Annotated in this window: 18 protein-coding genes and 1 pseudogene; 11 read left to right on the top strand and 8 right to left on the bottom strand. The window is 55.7% G+C overall.

Annotation, left to right across the window (positions count from 1 at the left end):
• The first annotated feature begins 89 nt into the window (after positions 1–89).
• Entirely contained in the window at positions 90–662 is a 573-nt protein-coding gene (locus tag PMI27_RS04470) for a GNAT family N-acetyltransferase (protein ID WP_008151313.1), read from the top strand.
• 127 nt (positions 663–789) lie between these two features.
• Positions 790–1128 (top strand): hypothetical protein, encoded by a 339-nt coding sequence (locus tag PMI27_RS04475; RefSeq protein WP_008151315.1) that lies wholly within the window; start codon positions 790–792, stop codon positions 1126–1128.
• Between the two features lie 32 nt (positions 1129–1160).
• Here PMI27_RS04475 and PMI27_RS04480 read toward each other — a convergent pair whose 3' ends face one another.
• The 4 genes from PMI27_RS04480 to PMI27_RS04495 all read right to left on the bottom strand — a co-directional run bounded on the left by PMI27_RS04480 (position 1161) and on the right by PMI27_RS04495 (position 7407).
• Entirely contained in the window at positions 1161–2567 is a 1407-nt protein-coding gene (locus PMI27_RS04480; RefSeq protein WP_008151317.1) for a DUF1254 domain-containing protein, read from the bottom strand.
• 141 nt (positions 2568–2708) lie between these two features.
• Entirely contained in the window at positions 2709–4280 is a 1572-nt protein-coding gene (locus PMI27_RS04485; protein WP_008151319.1) for a sensor domain-containing diguanylate cyclase, read from the bottom strand.
• Positions 4281–4627: 347 nt separating this feature from the next.
• A complete protein-coding gene (locus PMI27_RS04490) occupies positions 4628–5380 on the bottom strand; it encodes a hypothetical protein (RefSeq protein ID WP_008151320.1) in 753 nt (250 codons plus the stop codon).
• A gap of 269 nt (positions 5381–5649) precedes the next feature.
• Positions 5650–7407, bottom strand: coding sequence for a L,D-transpeptidase family protein (locus PMI27_RS04495; RefSeq protein WP_008151322.1), 1758 nt, complete (start codon positions 7405–7407; stop codon positions 5650–5652).
• A gap of 81 nt (positions 7408–7488) precedes the next feature.
• Between PMI27_RS04495 and PMI27_RS04500 the strand changes: the two genes are divergently transcribed.
• From PMI27_RS04500 to copD, 5 genes are all read left to right on the top strand, one after another.
• Positions 7489–8193: a murein L,D-transpeptidase catalytic domain family protein gene (locus PMI27_RS04500; RefSeq protein ID WP_008151324.1), complete on the top strand. Its 705-nt coding sequence runs from the start codon at positions 7489–7491 to the stop codon at positions 8191–8193.
• 110 nt (positions 8194–8303) lie between these two features.
• Entirely contained in the window at positions 8304–10001 is a 1698-nt protein-coding gene (locus PMI27_RS04505) for a copper resistance system multicopper oxidase (RefSeq protein WP_008151326.1), read from the top strand.
• Positions 10002–10012: 11 nt separating this feature from the next.
• A complete protein-coding gene (locus PMI27_RS04510; protein ID WP_008151328.1) occupies positions 10013–10900 on the top strand; it encodes a copper resistance protein B in 888 nt (295 codons plus the stop codon).
• Positions 10901–10955: 55 nt separating this feature from the next.
• Positions 10956–11327, top strand: coding sequence for a copper homeostasis periplasmic binding protein CopC (gene copC / locus PMI27_RS04515; RefSeq protein ID WP_008151329.1), 372 nt, complete (start codon positions 10956–10958; stop codon positions 11325–11327).
• Between the two features lie 3 nt (positions 11328–11330).
• Positions 11331–12266 (top strand): copper homeostasis membrane protein CopD, encoded by a 936-nt coding sequence (gene copD, locus PMI27_RS04520; RefSeq protein WP_008151331.1) that lies wholly within the window; start codon positions 11331–11333, stop codon positions 12264–12266.
• A 29-nt stretch (positions 12267–12295) separates the two neighbouring features.
• On the opposite strand, the gene PMI27_RS04525 is transcribed toward copD, so the two are convergent.
• Positions 12296–12994: a hypothetical protein gene (locus PMI27_RS04525; protein ID WP_008151334.1), complete on the bottom strand. Its 699-nt coding sequence runs from the start codon at positions 12992–12994 to the stop codon at positions 12296–12298.
• A gap of 209 nt (positions 12995–13203) precedes the next feature.
• Between PMI27_RS04525 and PMI27_RS04530 the strand changes: the two genes are divergently transcribed.
• Complete coding sequence (locus PMI27_RS04530) at positions 13204–13989, top strand: transporter substrate-binding domain-containing protein (protein ID WP_008151336.1); 786 nt, start codon at positions 13204–13206, stop codon at positions 13987–13989.
• A 123-nt stretch (positions 13990–14112) separates the two neighbouring features.
• Here PMI27_RS04530 and PMI27_RS04535 read toward each other — a convergent pair whose 3' ends face one another.
• Positions 14113–14331, bottom strand: coding sequence for a hypothetical protein (locus tag PMI27_RS04535; protein ID WP_008151337.1), 219 nt, complete (start codon positions 14329–14331; stop codon positions 14113–14115).
• Positions 14332–14806: 475 nt separating this feature from the next.
• Here PMI27_RS04535 and PMI27_RS04540 point away from each other — a divergent pair, with 475 nt between their 5' ends.
• From PMI27_RS04540 to PMI27_RS04550, 3 genes are all read left to right on the top strand, one after another.
• Entirely contained in the window at positions 14807–15076 is a 270-nt protein-coding gene (locus tag PMI27_RS04540; protein WP_008151340.1) for a hypothetical protein, read from the top strand.
• 309 nt (positions 15077–15385) lie between these two features.
• Positions 15386–15610 (top strand): hypothetical protein, encoded by a 225-nt coding sequence (locus PMI27_RS04545; protein ID WP_008151343.1) that lies wholly within the window; start codon positions 15386–15388, stop codon positions 15608–15610.
• Positions 15611–15618: 8 nt separating this feature from the next.
• Complete coding sequence (locus PMI27_RS04550; protein WP_008151345.1) at positions 15619–16674, top strand: LPO_1073/Vpar_1526 family protein; 1056 nt, start codon at positions 15619–15621, stop codon at positions 16672–16674.
• Positions 16675–16937: 263 nt separating this feature from the next.
• Here the strand turns inward: PMI27_RS04550 and PMI27_RS31630 are convergent, their stop codons facing one another.
• The gene (locus PMI27_RS31630; protein ID WP_008151347.1) at positions 16938–17807 is read right to left on the bottom strand and encodes a hypothetical protein; all 870 of its coding nucleotides are present in this window, start codon (positions 17805–17807) and stop codon (positions 16938–16940) included.
• A gap of 93 nt (positions 17808–17900) precedes the next feature.
• Positions 17901–17996 (bottom strand): annotated as a pseudogene (locus PMI27_RS32185) (lysis protein); the annotation flags it as partial.
• Positions 17997–18162: the final 166 nt, after the last annotated feature.

Genomic DNA, 18162 nt, shown 5'->3' with positions numbered 1-18162 from the left:
CCGTTGACACAACCATTGCCAATCGACGGCCGCTGCCCTGTAATTGCACGTAACACCCGCGTACCTTTTGAAGCCGAGAACGCCTGCTCATGGACACACTGGAAGGTCAACGAATCTGCCTGCGCCCCCTGCAATTGAGTGATGCTGATGCGCTGGTCAATGCCGCGCAGGACGGTGAACTGTGGAACCTGACCGTCACCGTTGTGCCCTCCCCGACCACCGTCGACAGCTACCTCAAGAAAGCCCTCGACGGCCGCGACGCTGGCACTGTGCTGCCCTTCGTCATCGTGCTCAAGGACACAGGCGAGGTCATCGGTTCGACGCGTTTCTGGAAAATCGACCGACTCAACCGCAAGCTCGAAATAGGCAGCAGCTGGATCTGCGCCCGCTGGCAGAAAACCTTCGTCAACACCGAAGCCAAGTACCTGATGCTGCAATACGCTTTCGAGACGCTGGATTGCGTGCGGGTGCAATTCACTACCGACGAAAACAACCAGAAGTCGCGCAATGCGATCCTCAGGCTAGGCGCACAGCAGGAAGGCATCATGCGCCACGAGCGGATCATGCCGGACGGCCGCAAGCGCAATTCGGTGCGGTTCAGCATCATTGATGAGGAATGGCCGCAGGTGCGGCAGAACCTCGAACAGAAGCTGGCAGAATAGAACCTTCGCTGACACCTGTGCGAGGCTTTCGCCTGAAACGCACACTGACCACTCGTCAATCAACCGGCACCACGCGTCCAGCCCTTCACACCCACATCAGGTAACGACTCATCGTTGGGGACATACCATGATGATCATCAAAGTCACCTCGCTGCTATTGGCTGGCGTGCTGTCCGCCCTGTCCGTCGGCATTTTTGCAGCCTCAGGCGATGGCGCTGATGTGACCGGTCCCCGATCGGGTTCAATCGGCGGCTCGACCATGGCGCCCAACATTAACCCTGGCCAACCCTCGAGCGACCATAACGCTAACGGCAGCAATAGCGGATCGGACTCGTCGGGTGGCGGAAATGGTGGCAATGCCGGGAACAGTGGCTCTGGCGCGGGGGGTGGCACGGGCGCGGCGGGCGGTGGAACGGGCGGTGCCGGCGGCGGGACGGGCAGCTGGACGCGTAAAAGCAGCCGATGATCGTCGGCTGCTTTTGGGCCTGAAACGCGGAACTAGGTTGGCTTGACCGGTGGCGGGTTCCACTTGCCGTTCAATACCTCGGGCTTGGGCCCATACAAACGCATGGTCAGGTTGAACCCGCCCTTCGGTGCCGGCAGCCAATTGGCTTCAAGGTCCTTGCCGGGGTTTTCGTGCTGGAAGTAGATGTCCAGCGAACCGTCGTCGTTAGTCTTGAACGGCATCCAGCTACTGAATGCAAAGCGGTTGAGCGCATTGCCGACCTGGAAACCCTCAGGGTCGTACAAGGTGATCGACCAGAAAGCGTTTACCGGCGGCGTTTTACCCTTGTCGAAATGCAGCACGTACTTGTTCGCTCCATCGAGTGGCTTGCCTTCGACATCGCCGATGTTCAGCGGATAAATCGCATCCTCAGGCAAGTTGGCGCCGAGCCCGATCTGCGCAACGATCGCGCGCTTGAGGTAGTAGTTGCCGTAGACGCCCATGGTGTCGGTGTTCATCGACCAGCCATTGACCACGCGAGCGAGGGTTGGAACCTTCCACGTCATCAGCGCTTGCGCGTCCTCGGGTACGGTCTGCAGCGCTGCTTTGATTTCAGGGTCCAGCGCATCCATGCTGAAGGATTTTCCGGGCTCGATACCGATACGCTTCATCTGCGCCAGGATCGGTTGATCGCTGATGTGCGCAGGGTGCACCTTGAGCAGTTCGGCGGCGTAGGCGAAGTAGTCAGCCGCCGACATTGCGTCAACCTGGATCTTTGGCGGGGTCTTCATGTCCACGGCCGGGTCAATGTTCACGCTGACCGGCTCGGCGCTTTTACCCAGCCGGGACAACGGTGTCACGGTGTAGCCAGCCTGAATTTTGTGCACGGCCGCGTAGTCCGCAGCGCCGTCGGTCTTGGTGCGGCCAATAACCCAGACAAAGGGCGTAGGCGCCGGCAGATGGTTCAGTCCGGCAGGCACCGTCCCGGTCCAGCCCGGCGGTGTCACCAGAAACTGCCCCGCTTGGGTGCCCGTGGTGCGCCAGCCCGGTGAGGCGAATACATCGGTCCACATGTCGAGCATCGGCAGCAAGTAAAAACGCCCGGCCGTATCGGGCGCTGCGATCACCAGCGGTTCTTCGGTCAAATCCAGCCAGGCAATGGAATACAAGGTGTCGAAGTTCGAGCGCACCACCCCTTTGAAATCTGCAGGTGGATACTGCGGAACGCTGACAAACATATTCATCGGACCTTTACCGAATTCCTTGCCCGGTTCGATGTTGGTGAATTGCTTGCGGGTGATATCCATGGTCAACAGCGGGTAAAAATAAACGTAGGCATCCACGCCGATGGCGTGTGCTTCGTCGGCTGTGACTTTCGATTGAGCATGGCTCGCGAGCGGAAAAATGACGCTGGCTGCTACGGTTAGAGCAACGGCTGTCAATGCTTGAGTAATCAACATTTAGACGATCATCCGTGCGGTGGGGAGACCTGCCGGGATTGGCAGCGTTACCGCAACTCTAGACGATCAATTGAAGGGGATCTGACAGGCAGACAGCCGGCTGCCGGGGTGTTGCGCGGGTGAAACATCTCGAGAGACACCTCAACGATCCGAACGCAGCAGTGCCTCGACACCGCCCTCCATCGACAGCACTGCCGAGCGGTTTCGCCCCGAATGCTTGGCTTGATACAGCGCCGCATCCGCACGTTCGATGAACACTTCCATGCTGTCCCGCCCCGTCGGCACAAACGAATAACAACCCAGACTGACTGTCACGAAGCCCGAGGGTGAACCGCTGTGGATGATGTTCTTGTCCATGACACTACGGCGGATCTGCTCGGCAATCACCATTGCGCCGTGAATGTCGGTGTCGGGCAGCAACACCGCAAACTCCTCACCGCCGTAGCGCACGGCCAAATCGGCTTTTCGATGGCAGCACCCCTTCACCGCCCGCGCCACTTCAGCCAGGCAATGGTCCCCTGCCACGTGGCCGTAAGCGTCGTTGTAGCGCTTGAAGTAATCGATATCGAGCATGATCAGGCTCAGCGAACTCGACTGCCGGGCGCCTCGGCTGAACTCGATGTCCAGCGCGCCCTCGAACAGCCGGCGATTGCCCAGGCCGGTCAGGCTGTCGTGGGTCGCGATCAGCTTCAGCGCTTCCTTTGCATTGCGCAAATCCGCCTCGACCTGTTCGCCGACACGCACCTGATAAAGGAACACCCAACCAAACAACCCCACGCCCAGCACCACCAAGGCAACGATGACCGTGGAGCGAAACGCCGTGTCGTTCCAATCCTTGAGAATTGAATCCCTGGACGAGGCGGCAGACACGACCAACGGATAAGCGTCGAGCTGACGGTAGCCATACAACCGCACAACACCATCGACCAGCGAGCTGAACATCGCGTTACCGGAAGGCGCGTTGGGCAGCAATTTTTCGAAGATCTCGCTCTTGGCCAGTGATGTGCCAATCTGCGACTCCACAAACGGCCGTCGCGCCAGCAGTGTTCCGTCGGTCAAACCCAAAAACATCGAACCGTTGTCATCAATGCTGAAGCTTTTGAAGAACTGATCGAAGTACGCCATCTTGATACCGGCCAACAAGACGCCCTGGAAATTGCCATTCTTGTCGTTCACCCGTTTGGATATCGGGATGATCCACTCGCCATTTACCCGACTGCGAATCGCCGGCCCGATGTGCGCCAGGGAGGAGGCGTTCTGCTGGTGGAACTTGAAATAATCGCGATCCCCCACACCCGGTCCGCGTGGCAGTTCGTCGAAAGAGGTAACGACCCACTGCCCCTTTTGGTCGAATAGAAATATCCCGTGCAATTGATTCAGCGCCTGCACCCGCCGGGCGAACGTTTTCTGCAAGCGCGCCTTTTGGGGCGCGCCGAAACCGTCAGCCTGAATCCAGTCGGCCAGACTGGTCAGCACCAGATCGGCCTGCATGAAGGTGTCTTCGGCCTGCTGCGCCATGGCCCGCGTCAGGTTTGATGACGCCACTTGTGCCAAGGCCAGGTCATGCTGGCGCGACTGCTCCAGTTGCAGGTACAGCAAACCGCACAGGGTCAGGCACACGACCGCAATAAACAGTACCGCTGCTTTGCGCAGAGGTAACCGTTTCAACGTGACGCCGGTGGCGTTGTGCGGATCGTGAAGAGGGATAGGCAAAAGCGCGTCCTGTAAGGGTAAGGCATGGGTAACACCCCAAAACCCTTATTTTTTGTGAGCTTAGTCTACGGGGGGGTATGGGGCAAATGTCCTTTGGCTAGCCGCCGCATCGCACTGTGCAAATGCGCCCGAGCACTTTCTGCATCCCCCTGGCGTATTAGCACACTGTGTGCTGAAACCTGAGTTTGCGGTCTTCCTGAAACACCGCATCGTCTGATTTCACGACTGCTTCGTCCGAACGCAGCCCGAACCGAACGCAGGCTTCGCCAGCTGCTACAAATAGCATTGCGCTTAACTGATCGGCATTAGCCTCGAGGGCGCCCATTTCAATAAAGCAGGAACAACCTTTAGATCAACTTGTCGATCTCATCCAGCGTCACTCGGGGAATGAGTTCACCCGGAATCCTTGAGGAACTGGACAGGTTGTAGACCTGAAAATCTTCATCCACGACGTACTTGGACAAGATCTCGAACGACGGCAGGATTCTCGTATAAAAATGCTGATCAAGCAGGCATGGCGAGGCGAACGTGTCACCCTCTTCGTAAAAACGGCTCACAGACTGATTAAAGTCGACGCCTACCAGAAACACCTTGGTAAACCCCACGTGATACGCAATTTGCAAAGCCAGATAAGCCACGGTACGGGCATCAAAAAAACCGCGTTTAAGGTTCTTGCTGAAGCCAAGGGTTCTATTGCGGCCATTTCCGAGTTTGCGACTTCTGACGAGTTCTTTATCGGCCCTGAACACCAGGTCTGTCCAGGAGAGCTTGGGTGCTCGACCGAGTAAATACAGTTCGCCCTCAGGCGCTACCGTCGTATGCCAGATGTGCTCTTGCCACAGTGCAACCCGCTGACTGATGCGCATGGCCTCTGAAAACAGTTCGGGTTGCTGTCGGGAAAAACCTTGATCCGTACAGGCATAAAAGAACGGCTTGATACCTGTCCCGGAGAACATGGAAATGGCGCCATTCATCGTGATCATCGGAACATCTGCAAACTTTTCCAGCGGAAAATCTTTAGCGGACGCCCCCGAGGCGATGATAAACACGGCCCCTTTTTGGATGTTGCGGCACTCATCGAGGTCATGCACATCAAGCATACCTGTGTTGAGTGACGTTTTTTTTTGCGCAACATCCGTCTTCAATTTCCCATCCCTTCACATCGATGATCGGTGATCGGTGATCGGTGATCGGTGATCGGTGATCGGTGACTATTTTGCATTGTGATAGTTTTCAACAGGTGAGCCAACCTTTTGGCTTTCGCCAACCCCCGAATCTGCGACGGAGCGCAAAGGTTGATGCAGAGCGCTTGTATCGTTGGCGCATCGATGACCTGCCCGTTACACACGAATAGCAGGTCCCGCTTCCTTCACGGCCATTGCCGGTTTTGCCCCGTCGCAACAGCGGAAGTTCCTGCTCGTCGCACATCCAGGACGGGCAGTTCCGAAGGCAGATTCAGTCCCCGCAGGACCGCGGAGTCGTACCCGTAGACATCGGGCTTAAACATCACTCGACCATCGCTACTCAGGTCCACCGTCCAGTAAGCCAACAGCACCGGCACCTTGACGGGAAGCCTGATGTTTTCGGTCTTGCCGTTAGCCAACTGGGCCTGTATTCCGGCGCTGTTCCAACGAACCGGGTCGTTGAACAGCAGTTCAACTAACTGCAGTGGGTTCTCCACGCGTATGCAGCCTGAACTGGTGGCACGGCGCGATTGCGCAAACAACTCGCGATGCGGCGTGTCGTGGAGGTAAATCGAATACTCATTGGGAAACCGAATGACCACTTGCCCCAGCGAATTGTCCGGCCCGGCATCCTGTCGCAGCGTGATACCGCGCGCGTTATCCCAGTCGATGGTCGACGGATCGAGCACATTTCCCTCTCGATCAAGGGCTCTTATACGGTTGGCGGCAAGGTAGCCAGGATCTCTTTGAATCTTCGGCAGCATGTCTTTGAGGAGGATGGTCGGTGGCACGGTCCAGGTGGGGTTGAACGTTACGTAAGTAATCTCGGATTGAAACACCGGCGTACTGCGGAACGGCTTACCGACCTGAACCCGGGAACGCCATATCGCCTTGCCGTCGCGATAAAGCGCCACCTTGTAACCCGCAATATCAACGACGACAAAAGTGCCCTGGAGTTTGTACAGCAACCAACGCGCGCGCTCCATGTTCACCCGGACCTGGTCAATCCGCGCCTCTACGGGCACATTCAACGCCGCCAGTGTCGCGGCCCCCGCCACGCCATCCGCCCCCAGGTATTGCTCGGCCTGATACTTTTTCACCGCGGCGGTGACGCTGTCGTCGTAATCAGTGCGTGGCTTCTTTGATGGGGCCAGATAACCACCCGCCACCAAACGTGCTCGCAACTGCGCGACAGAGGCGTCATCCATGCCTGGCTTGAGCGATTGGCCTTCGGCAATCTTCGGCCAGCCGCCAGCGTCCCGAACCTTGCGCAGTTGCGCCAGGCCCACGCGCAGGCTGCGGTAAACCGCCTCTTGTGGCGGTGCTTCGGCGAAAGCGCGCGCCACGTCATGAGCATCGAGCGCGGCGAACAAGTTATTCATGTCTCCACGAGGATCGGCGCCGACGGGGTCGAAGTTCCAATGGATGTCCAGACGCGAAGGATCAACCTTGCCGCGCCGCAATTGCAGCAGCGCGGTAACAAAGGTCCGGGTGGCCGCGATATCGAATGCCGCCCGTTGCGCCACCGTCGGCTCTGCTGCCTGCATCGACGCTCTGGCCTTCGCCAACTCATCAATATGAAAGTCCGCAGGGTCCAACCCATCGGCCTGAGTCTCGCTCAGGCTTTTCAATAACTGGATGACATCGCTGTCGTTCGCCCAGGCCGAGCGATAACCCCGATGCATGTAAAAATCCATGACCACACGACTCGGATCCACCCGTCGATAACCACGGGAAGTGAGCAAGGGTGGAAACGATGAGCTCAATGGCTCAAGTGCCACCTGAATCGTTTGAGCGACGTAATCGTCAGGTGCCGCGCCAGTTCTGCTGATGCCGGCAGATACCGCCTCAATCGGCGAAGTTTCTGCAAACGCTGCGCCGCTGATCAGAAAGCCCATAAAAAAGATGCGGCTTATGACGAATAACCTTGTTAACTGCCCCATGGATAATCCTTAATCGCCCCGTATTCAACGGCTAGCATCCTGCACACTGCTAGACTCGAAACATTAATGTGAGACTTACATATGGCGCTAGACCGCTTTGGTTTCCTATTCACGGCCCTGCTGCTGACGTCAGTTTCGGTACCGGCAGCCTACGCCGATTCGCTTGAAGCCGCGCTGCTCAAAGCAGCACCTGGCGCCAACGCCAAAGTCATCGGGCTGGCCGTACGCGCTACCCAATGCAGCTTGGCCCAAGGTAAAGCCCCTGTCCAAAGACTCGCTGTCATCGACTACTCACTGCCTTCGACCGAACAACGGTTGTGGGTGTTCGATCTGAAGAAACGTAAATTACTGTTCCACGAACTGGTCGCCCACGGTCGCAACAGCGGCGAGAACATGGCGGTCAAGTTCTCCAACCAGAATGAAAGCTTTGCCACCAGCCTTGGCCTGTATCGGACCCAATCGAGCTACGTCGGCCAGAACGGTTATTCCTTGCGCATGGAAGGTCTGGAGCCGGGGTTCAATGACAACGCATATGAGCGGGCGATCGTTATTCACGGGGCGCCCTATGTCAGTCCGGTTCTTGCCCGAGCGAATGGCCGGATCGGTAGAAGCCTGGGTTGTCCGGCTGTGCGGCCGGCGATTGCGCATAAGTTGATTGATTCGATGAAAGACGGGCAGTTGTTGTTTTCTTACTATCCGGATCAACGCTGGTTGAAGTCGTCTTCGTATATCAATTGCGGTGGCGGCACTGTGGCCGCCGCGTCAACGCCCGGCACACGCCAATAAAGACGGCATGAACCTGTCAAAACTGTAATCCCCGCCTCAGCCTGCTGAAAGGCACTGCCCGTTAGCCTCGTCGTCAAGCTCTCTCCACGCTGACGGACCGGGAAAACGGAATGCATTCCAACACATCAAGACGCACCTTCGTGAAGGGCCTGGCCGCGGGCGGGCTCCTCGGCGGCCTCGGGTTATGGCGCACGCCTGTCTGGGCGGTCACCAGTCCTGGCGAGCCTCAGGTTTTGGCGGGCACCAATTTCGACCTGCTCATCGGCGAAATCCCGGTCAACATCACCGGCAACCCGCGCACCGCGATGACCATCAACGGCGGTATTCCCGGGCCCCTGCTGCGCTGGCGCGAAGGTGACACGGTGACGCTGCGGGTGAAGAACAAGCTCAACGCCAACACCTCCATTCACTGGCACGGCATCTTGCTGCCGGCCAACATGGACGGCGTGCCGGGGCTGAGCTTTCACGGCATCGAGCCGGATGGCATGTACGTTTACCAGTTCAAGGTCCGGCAGAACGGCACTTACTGGTACCACAGCCATTCGGGTTTTCAGGAGCAGTCCGGCGTTTACGGGCCGCTGGTGATTGACGCCAAGGAACCGGAGCCGTTCCAGTACGACCGCGATTACGTGGTGATGCTGACCGACTGGACCGATGAAGATCCGGTCGGCCTGATGAAGACGCTGAAAAAGCAATCCGATTACTACAACTACAACAAGCCCACCGTGGGTGATTTCATCCACGACGTCAGCGAGAAAGGTTGGGGTTCCACAGTCGCCGACCGAAAGATGTGGGCCGAAATGAAGATGAACCCCACCGACCTGGCCGACGTCAGCGGCGCAACTTACACCTACTTGATGAACGGCCAGGCGCCGAACTCGAACTGGACGGGCGTGTTCCGGCCGGGCGAGAAGCTGCGCCTGCGCTTCATCAACGGCTCCGCCATGACCTACTTCGACGTGCGCATTCCCGGGCTGAAAATGACGGTGGTCGCTGCGGATGGGCTGCACGTCAAACCGGTGAGTGTCGATGAGTTTCGCATTGCGGTGGCGGAGACCTTCGATGTGATAGTCGAGCCGACCGAAGCCGCTTACACCTTGTTCGCCCAGTCGATGGATCGGACGGGATTTGCACGCGGCACGCTTGCAGCGAAGGCGGGTTTATCCGCGCCGGTACCGTCGCTGGACCCTCGACCGCTGGTGACCATGGATGACATGGGCATGGGCGGCATGGATCACGGCAGCATGGCGGGCATGGATCACAGCACCATGGCCATGCCCGGCATGCAGTCCCATCCCGAGACGGAAAAAGACAACCCACTGGTGGACATGCAAGCCATGACCACCACCCCCAAACTCGACGATCCCGGCCTCGGCCTGCGCAACAACGGCCGCCGCGTCCTGACCTATTCCGACCTGCGCAGCACTTTCGAAGACCCGGACGGCCGCGACCCGAGCCGTACCATCGAACTGCACCTCACCGGCCACATGGAGAAATTCGCCTGGTCGTTCAACGGCGTGAAGTTCTCCGACGCCGAACCTGTGCGCCTCAAATACGGCGAGCGGGTTCGGGTGGTGCTGGTCAACGACACGATGATGACCCACCCGATCCATCTGCACGGCATGTGGAGCGACCTCGAAGACGAGAACGGTGAGTTCATGGTGCGCAAACACACCATCGACATGCCGCCCGGTTCCCGACGCAGCTATCGGGTCACCGCCGATGCGCTCGGCCGTTGGGCCTATCACTGCCATCTCCTGTACCACATGGAAATGGGCATGTTCCGTGAAGTTCGGGTGGAAGAATGAGGCGCCTAACCATGACCAGACTCACTCCCCTCTCTTTGGCACTCGTGACCGCGAGCCTGACACTCTCTTCGGCGATGGCCGCCACCGACGACATGCAGAACATGGATCACAGCCAGATGCCGGGCATGGACCACAGCCAAATGCAAAGCATGGACGACGGCCAGATGCAGCCCGCCGCGCCGACCGAAAGCCGCACGCCGATCCCGGCGCTGACCGATGCCGACCGCGCCGCCGCGTATGCCAGTCCGTCCGGTCACAAGGTGCATGACACCGCGCTCAACTACTACTTCCTCGCCGACAAACTCGAATGGCAGGACGCTGACGACGGCAGCACCCTGGCCTGGGATCTCTCCGGCTGGATCGGCGGCGACATCGATCGCCTGTGGCTGCGCTCCGAAGGCGAACGCACCAACGGTAAAACCGAAGACGCCGAAATCCAGGCCCTGTGGGGCCACGCAATCTCCCCGTGGTGGGACGTGGTGACCGGCGTTCGCCAGGACTTCAAACCCGGCGACCCGCAAACCTGGGCCGCGCTCGGCGTGCAAGGGATGGCGCTGTACAACTTCGAAGCCGAGGCCACCGCCTTCATCGGCGAAGGCGGCCAAACCGCCGCACGACTGGAAGGCGACTACGACATCCTGCTGACCAACCGGCTGATCCTGCAGCCGACCGCCGAGCTCAACGTCTACGGCAAAAACGATCCGCAACGGGGGATCGGTTCCGGGTTATCCAACACTGAAGCCGGCCTGCGACTGCGCTATGAAATCCGCCGGGAAATCGCGCCCTACATCGGCGTGACCTGGAACCGCACCTACGGCAAAACCGCCGACTACGCCAACGACGAAGGTGAAGACCGCAGCGAAGCACGCCTGGTCCTCGGTGTTCGCCTGTGGTTCTAAACGCATTAACTCAACAACCAAAAAAACAACCGCTTAAAGCGGTAAGAGGCCTTGCATGCGCATGATTAAAACTACCGCTGTTGCCATTGGACTGCTCATGAGCGCGCTCGCTCAAGCGCACCCGAAACTGCTGTCCTCCACCCCGGCCGAAGGTGCGGATGGCGCGGCACCCGGCACCGTCGAACTGCACTTCTCGGAAAACCTCATGACCCAGTTCTCCGGCGCAAAATTGGTCATGACCGAAATGCCCGGCATGGCGCACTCCCCCATGCCGATGAAAGCCAAAGTCTCTGGGGGTAGCGATCCGAAAACCATGGTCATCACACCGCTTTCGCCACTGCCTGCCGGCACCTACAAAGTCGAATGGCGCGCCGTGTCCTCGGACACACACCCGATCACCGGCAACGTTACGTTCAAAGTGAAGTGATTGATGAGCGACTCGGTCAGCATTGCACTGCGCTTTGGGTTGTATGTGGATTTGATGCTGTTGTTTGGGCTGGCGCTGTTTGGACTCTATAGCCTTAAAGGACAGGAACGGATATCGGGCGCGGTGTTGCCGTTTCGGTCGATGTTGACGGGGGCAGCGTTGCTGGGTGCGCTGTTTTCCATCGCCAGCATGGTGATGATGGCGAGCGCCATGAGCGGTGAGACGGACTTTGCCGAGTTGCGCCCGCATATCGAGATGATGGTGTTTGAGACGAATGTCGGGCTGGCCTGGGTCGTGCGCATTGTCGCGCTGGTTGTCGGCGGTTTGGCGATGATGCTCAATCAACGTGCGCCCGGATTCAGCCTGCTGATCGCGTCTTTTGCCGGCGCTATCGCCTTGGCCAGCCTCGCCTGGAGCGGTCACGGGGCGATGGATGAAGGTGATCGTCGTTACTGGCATTTCATCACTGACATCTCGCATCTGCTGGCTTCGGGGGCCTGGTTCGGTGCGCTGGTCGCGCTTGCCTTGATGGCAAAGATCAACGCGCTGCAAACCGAAGAACGCATCAGATTGCTGGCTCGGGCCGTCCGTCAATTTGAAGGGGTGGGTGCAGTGATCGTGGCCGTCATCACGGTCACGGGAATCGTGAATTACCTGTTCATCGTGGGCCCAACGCTCGACGATGTATTGCTCAGTACCTACGGGATTTTGCTGTCCATCAAAATCGCGTTGTTTGCCGGGATGCTGGTGCTCGCCGCGTTGAACCGGTTTCATCTGGGGCCGTTTTTGCAGCGGTCGTTGCGTGAGGGCCAGTATCGGGTGGCAGCGAATACGTTGCGGCGCAGCGTGGTGGTTGAATTGGCAGCGGCGGTGTTGATTGTGGGGTTGGTGGCTTGGTTAGGGACGTTGAGTCCGGAAATGGAGGTGGGCGACCTGTAGAGGTTGCCCATTTTATGAGGGTGGCCGAATTACCCTCCCTTCACGTACCCGCATACCAAGATGCGCATACCTGGCTCCTGAACAAATGACACAACACCAATCAGCAATAGTGACCCAACCAACATGGACACAAAACCCCGTACCCGGCCAAACTCATGCACGCCCCGTTGCATGCGATAGGCTTTGTAAAAGAACACGAGATAACCTGCAAACACCAGAAACTCGGTTATCAGTAACGAGCGGTCACCCGAGATAGCTTGGCTTGCTCTGACGGCGAAATCGCTATCTCCCGTGCAACTTGCCACCATTGCACTGAATCGCATGGACCGAGTGGGTATCTCAATCACTTTGAGAAACACCAGAAAAACGGAAAGAAAGAAGAACGAATTGATCGTGGCAAAACTACCGCCGCGCCCGAACAGGATCTTGCCTCCCAGCCAATACATACCGCCGTAGAGCACCAGCAGCATCCAGTTGAGAACCACCCCCAGGAGCAAAAACTCGGTACTGACGTCCACTCCCGCCCGCCTCAATCCAGGAATGCCTAGCACCATCAGCATCGTCGCCATCATCAGGCCGAACAGCGCGGCTTTACCGCAAGGAACATTACTTTTTCCCTGCCTATCGTAATAAGCATCGCTATTGCGCGAGAATTCAATGAAATCCCGAATAACCTCTTTGGCTACAGGTAATGCCCGGGTAAGCACAAAATTTGTTACGGCATCCAAGGGCGTCGCCTTAGTCAAAATTGATCGGCAGTGATTGTATCGACACAGAACTTATCGTGCCTCACCTCTAGTGAGATAGCGGGTAACTCCACCACAACGGTATCGGGACTGACCACGTTTTCTTGAAGCTAAAAAAGCACTCCCGTGGGAAAACCATTTCACTACACTCCATCTCCGTCAAACCCACTCCACACAAAAGCCCGACGACAATGAAAAACATAAAAAGCACAATGATGCTCGGTGGCCTGCTCGCTCTATCGTTTGCCGCTCAGGCAGAGCAATCGCATCTGGACAACGTCATCCAACAAGGCCAACTGCGCGTGTGCACAACAGGCGACTACAAACCCTATACCGTCAAAGCCGAAGACGGCGAATACTCGGGCATCGACATCGCCATGGCCCGCTCGCTGGCCGACAGCCTGGGAGTCAAAGTCGAGTGGGTGCAGACCACCTGGAAAACCCTGATGCCCGACATGCTCGCGGGTAAATGCGACATCGGCGTCGGCGGCATCTCGGTCACGCTGGAGCGCCAGAAAAAGGCCTTCTTCAGCACCACGCTGGACGTCGACGGCAAGATCCCGCTGGTGCGCTGCGAAGATCAGGCGCTGTATCAGACCGTCGAGCAAATCAACCAGCCTTCGGTTCGCCTGGTCGAACCAGCCGGCGGCACCAACGAAGCCTTTGTTCACGCCTTCCTGCCCAAGGCGCAATTGCGCCTTCATGACAACGTGACCATCTTCCAGGAGCTGCTGGACAAAAAGGCTGACGTGATGATCACCGATGCTTCGGAAGCGCTCTATCAGCAGAAACTCAAACCCGGTCTGTGCGCGGTGAACCCGAAGCAATTCATGCAGTATGGCGAGAAGGCTTACTTGCTGCCGCGCGATGACATGACTTGGAAGTTATACGTCGATCAGTGGCTACACCTGGCCAAGGTGACAGGCAACTACCAGAAAGTTTTGAGTCAGTGGATAGCCACGCCCGAGCCCAAATAGCCGCCACCTACCCGATCCATGCACCAGCTGGCGAAGCCTGCGTCCGACTGCGCAGCAGTCGCCTCTTCGCCAAAGCACCCGGCACATCAGGCAAAACGCAAAACGGCGGAAACACTTCCGCCGTTAATCGTCGTGCAACAACCCCGAACTGTACTCGCCGAAGCTGTTGCCGAGCGCACTGCCATGGAAATTCATCTTATTGGGGTTGTTGGTAGGCCCCGGACCAAAACCGGCAGACGGCAGGTTGGCTTCCGAATACTCGCTATGGGTGCTTGCCCCCGAACAGGCGCTCAATAGCAATGCGCCGGCGATCAGAGCGACTTTTAAGAGATTCGAGATCATTTTTCAGTTTCCTGTGGGTTGGAAGCGCGGTGACCTTAAGGAGTCATCCTATGCCACTAGCCCGCCAGGAATTATGAAACTTTGTTGGGCGACAGCGCTGGTTCAGGTACCGCGGTTTCCTGACGCAAAAAAAGGGTGTTCCCCAGACAAACTGTCAAAAGAGCACCGTCCTACACGACTCTGGGAATTGTCCGTACACTTGCGCATTGCTGTGCCTTTGTCACGAAGCCTATAGTCCGGTCCACGCCCAAATGGCGTGTCGGGTTTGGCGACTCGATGACCTGGTACAGAAGCCTCCGAGTAGTTCTCGGAGCGCTTTTGAACGCACTTGGCTACCTTTTTTTGGTGGCTGTGCGTGGGAGACCTTAGGGTCTGCCGGTTTTACCATGGTCCGGTTCGCCAACCCGCGCACAGCTACCACCCTATTGTTTGGCGACGATTGAGTGGTAGGTCTTTCTCCTACATGGAATCACTCATGAAAGAATTTATGGCTTTAACCAGCAACGCCGACGACCTTCCCTCGCTGTATGTAAACACCACCCAACCGCTACACTCACTGCTTAGCACCGCACGCTACCGAATTGGCGCGGTAACGCAGATCCTCGAAAACCTCGCGATGCGCGGTGACATCACCACGGACTCGGTGATTCTCAGCGACTTCGCAATGCTTTGTTGCATACCGTTGCGCGATGGTTGTGATGTGCTGGATGTCGTTGCGCGGCGTATGGATGCTGAACCGTCCTGACGTCACAAAGGGGCGCCCTACCCGGACGCCCCTTCGGATTCACGGAAGCTGGCAGCGAAAAGAAGCTCCGTGTAAATGCCCCCAATCACCGTCACACCCGCCTTGCCCTACCGCCATTTCTCCGTCGCCCCGATGATGGATTGGACCAACTTACCGTAAAGCCCTTTAGAACACAGGCTTACAGCAACCTTCAATTTTATCCGTACCAATTTTGTACCACGACAATTAAGGCATCTGCGTACCGCACGTGCTTTTATTAAGCGCCCTCCCTAGAATCCCGCAATCAATAATTAAAATTGGACTCCAATCATGCGCATCGTTGTCAAACTCGTTCTTTTTGCCGCTTTCGTCGCCTGCGTAGCCTGGGTGATCATGAAGCCTGGCTTCGATTCCGTCACTGCAGCCATCGTGTCGCTTGCTACTTTGCTAGGAGCGTTCATTGCGGACAAGAAGGCCGAGGCGACCCAGTCGCAGAAAGTCGGCGCGAACTCAACCGCCTATCAAGCAGGCCGCGACGTAAAAATAAGGAAGTGAGGCAAGGCATGTTCGGAGCAAATCAAGATCAGAGTGTCGAAGACGGCGCAACTGCAATCCAGGCAGGACGGGACGTCCTCATTACCCAAACCGGCCTATCATATTCAGAAGTGCGCGATGTAGCGCTCGATGTTTTTCGAGCAAATTTTTTCCAGCTGGCAGGTCCGGCCATGGAAACTGCCAAGGCTCGTGCACAAGAAATCACAGAAGACTTCCTCACGAAACTCCAGCAGGAAAATCCTAACGGTTTTGGGAAGGGTCAGGATCCAGACTTTCAGCATGCACTGTTTACCGTGCAACGAGAGTACGCTAGAAACGGCGATAAGGATCTAGGCGATCTGCTGGTCGATCTCCTTGTTGATCGAAGCAAGCAAGAACAGAGAGACATTCTCCAAATCGTTCTAAACGAATCTCTTGCTACGGCACCAAAGCTTACTGATTCACAGTTAGCAGTATTGGCAATGATTTTTTTATTCAGGTACACGCAAAGTCAATGGATAGGCAATCACCAAATACTTGGAGAGTACTTGGATAGGTACGTACTGCCTTTTTCATCAAAGCTGGTAAAAAATGACGCTTGTTACCAACACTTAGATTTCACGGGATGCGGCAGCATCGAAGCGGGTGAAGCCCCGCTTGAGCACATACTTGACCACCACTACAGCGGACTATTCCTTAAAGGTTTTGAGCAAAGCGAAATTGTAAGCAGAGAAATTTCAATTGGGCTTGATAGTAATTTTTTTATACCGTGCCTAAACGATTCTTCTAAGATCCAAGTTCGCGCAAACAACCTTACAATGCTGAACCAAAATCTTAACAACCACAATATCAGCACAGAAGACCAGGAAAAGATAATTGAACTATTTAGCATGGGCAAAATGAGTAACCCGGAAATACGAGAAAAGTGCATCTCGATCCGCCCATTCATGGAGACTGTTTTTGACTCATGGGAGAATTCAAAAATTAAATCTTTTACATTGACAAGTGTCGGAATGGCCATAGGTCACGCCAACATCAAACGATTGACTGGTGAGTTCGCGAGCCTTTCGATTTGGATCAACTGACGGCATATTCATCAATAACGCTAACTAATTAGTATCTAACATACGCCAATTATGTTGGAGTATTAACGCAAAAAAGCCCTACAGCCCAGAAAACAAGGGCTGTAGGGCTATCTTAAAAATCAGAAATTCCGCTCAATTGGCATTAAATGGCATAGATTGGCGTACGGCTTGCCCCATTCTTGCCCCATAGAAATTTGCACATATGCAACTCGTAACAATCTCTCGATCTACAACGACCCTTAACATGCTTTAAGTCCCAGGGATTATCGCCGCCCCCCAACTCTGAGTTGCTCTTCAACCCACAGTACGTCTCGAACCATAAATGTAGGCACCCACTCAATTTTGAACGACATGCCCTCAGCACCTTGAACTTCTTTAGGCTCAGCACCTAGAAAACAATACTTATCATCAGGACTCAAATCAGAAAGAAACTCACACATCCAGCCCTTACTCCGCCCCACCTCTTCATAATTGTACTTATCATAAAAATCAAGAAAAATACCAATCACACTTTTTACATGCTCATCCAGAAGACCTAATACAGATAGAGGCCCCTCACTGGATTCAAGTTCTTTTTTTACCACGACCCCCCACTCTTTATACTCTTCCAGTAAATACTTTCGAATAAAATGAAGATCCATTCTAAGGCCGTCATCAGGAACAATATCAACAGAGTACCCCACTGGGGGCATACCGCAATGCTGCGTGTAATTCCTTAACTTATACAAAAAACGATAGGAAAAAACATTATCAAACTGAAACGCAGTCAAAGATTTAAAATACGCCATTTGCTCAGATGCGGAGCCATACCTTCGAGATACAGACGTTTGAGCATGATCAAGGAACGTCCGAACTGATCCTAATAAATTAAGCATCAATCTGCTCGTCTTAAATGTCAGTATATGTAGATGATTTTGGTTAATCATATTAACCTCGCCAATCATCGAACCACTAACATCAACGAGACCCTGACAAAAATCTTGATGCCCCTCAAGGACCAATTTTAAAAGCTCATAATCCCTACTAAAACTCGATAACACGTCTCTGTGCGCCCGGTAAATCGCATACTCTTCATCAGAAACGCCTCTTACACCAGAAATCGTTTCTCCCTTTACTGATGCTAATTCTTTCAATCTACTCACCGCCTTAAAAATATCCACAGACTAGACATTTTCTTGAGTAAAGCAACTCATCCAACTGTTCCGAAAGGGTGCATTACGCAGTACTCAACGAAGAGTTTCCCTGATATACGCCTGGCAAGCGGCCAGCGCGATCAGTCCCTCATCACCCGCGTCGGTGATTCCGATAATTCGTTGAGCATGAACAAAAATAACAAAAATGGGGACAGACTTATTTATTCGTAGCGATCCAGTCGATTTCCTCCCATGCGATTGCTCAGATGCCCTGAACAATCGCAACAAGGCTCGCCTAAACCCTGCAACCCCAATCCTGATAAACTCCCCACCTCCCAGCCTCACCCATCTCAGA

It is taken from the genome of Pseudomonas sp. GM41(2012) (assembly GCF_000282315.2).
In the GTDB taxonomy this organism is placed as follows: Bacteria; Pseudomonadota; Gammaproteobacteria; order Pseudomonadales; family Pseudomonadaceae; genus Aquipseudomonas.
The sequence above is the reverse complement of the archived record's forward strand: the minus strand, read 5'-3'. Positions and strand labels throughout refer to the sequence as shown.

Coding starts and splice junctions, on each gene's coding strand:
- PMI27_RS04470 (WP_008151313.1), top strand. CDS start 90: ATGGACACACTGGAAGGTCAACGAATCTGCCTGCGCCCCCTGCAATTG.
- PMI27_RS04475 (WP_008151315.1), top strand. CDS start 790: ATGATGATCATCAAAGTCACCTCGCTGCTATTGGCTGGCGTGCTGTCC.
- PMI27_RS04480 (WP_008151317.1), bottom strand. CDS start 2,567: ATGTTGATTACTCAAGCATTGACAGCCGTTGCTCTAACCGTAGCAGCC.
- PMI27_RS04490 (WP_008151320.1), bottom strand. CDS start 5,380: ATGCTTGATGTGCATGACCTCGATGAGTGCCGCAACATCCAAAAAGGG.
- PMI27_RS04495 (WP_008151322.1), bottom strand. CDS start 7,407: ATGGGGCAGTTAACAAGGTTATTCGTCATAAGCCGCATCTTTTTTATG.
- PMI27_RS04500 (WP_008151324.1), top strand. CDS start 7,489: ATGGCGCTAGACCGCTTTGGTTTCCTATTCACGGCCCTGCTGCTGACG.
- PMI27_RS04505 (WP_008151326.1), top strand. CDS start 8,304: ATGCATTCCAACACATCAAGACGCACCTTCGTGAAGGGCCTGGCCGCG.
- PMI27_RS04510 (WP_008151328.1), top strand. CDS start 10,013: ATGACCAGACTCACTCCCCTCTCTTTGGCACTCGTGACCGCGAGCCTG.
- copC (WP_008151329.1), top strand. CDS start 10,956: ATGCGCATGATTAAAACTACCGCTGTTGCCATTGGACTGCTCATGAGC.
- copD (WP_008151331.1), top strand. CDS start 11,331: ATGAGCGACTCGGTCAGCATTGCACTGCGCTTTGGGTTGTATGTGGAT.
- PMI27_RS04530 (WP_008151336.1), top strand. CDS start 13,204: ATGAAAAACATAAAAAGCACAATGATGCTCGGTGGCCTGCTCGCTCTA.
- PMI27_RS04535 (WP_008151337.1), bottom strand. CDS start 14,331: ATGATCTCGAATCTCTTAAAAGTCGCTCTGATCGCCGGCGCATTGCTA.
- PMI27_RS04540 (WP_008151340.1), top strand. CDS start 14,807: ATGAAAGAATTTATGGCTTTAACCAGCAACGCCGACGACCTTCCCTCG.
- PMI27_RS04545 (WP_008151343.1), top strand. CDS start 15,386: ATGCGCATCGTTGTCAAACTCGTTCTTTTTGCCGCTTTCGTCGCCTGC.
- PMI27_RS04550 (WP_008151345.1), top strand. CDS start 15,619: ATGTTCGGAGCAAATCAAGATCAGAGTGTCGAAGACGGCGCAACTGCA.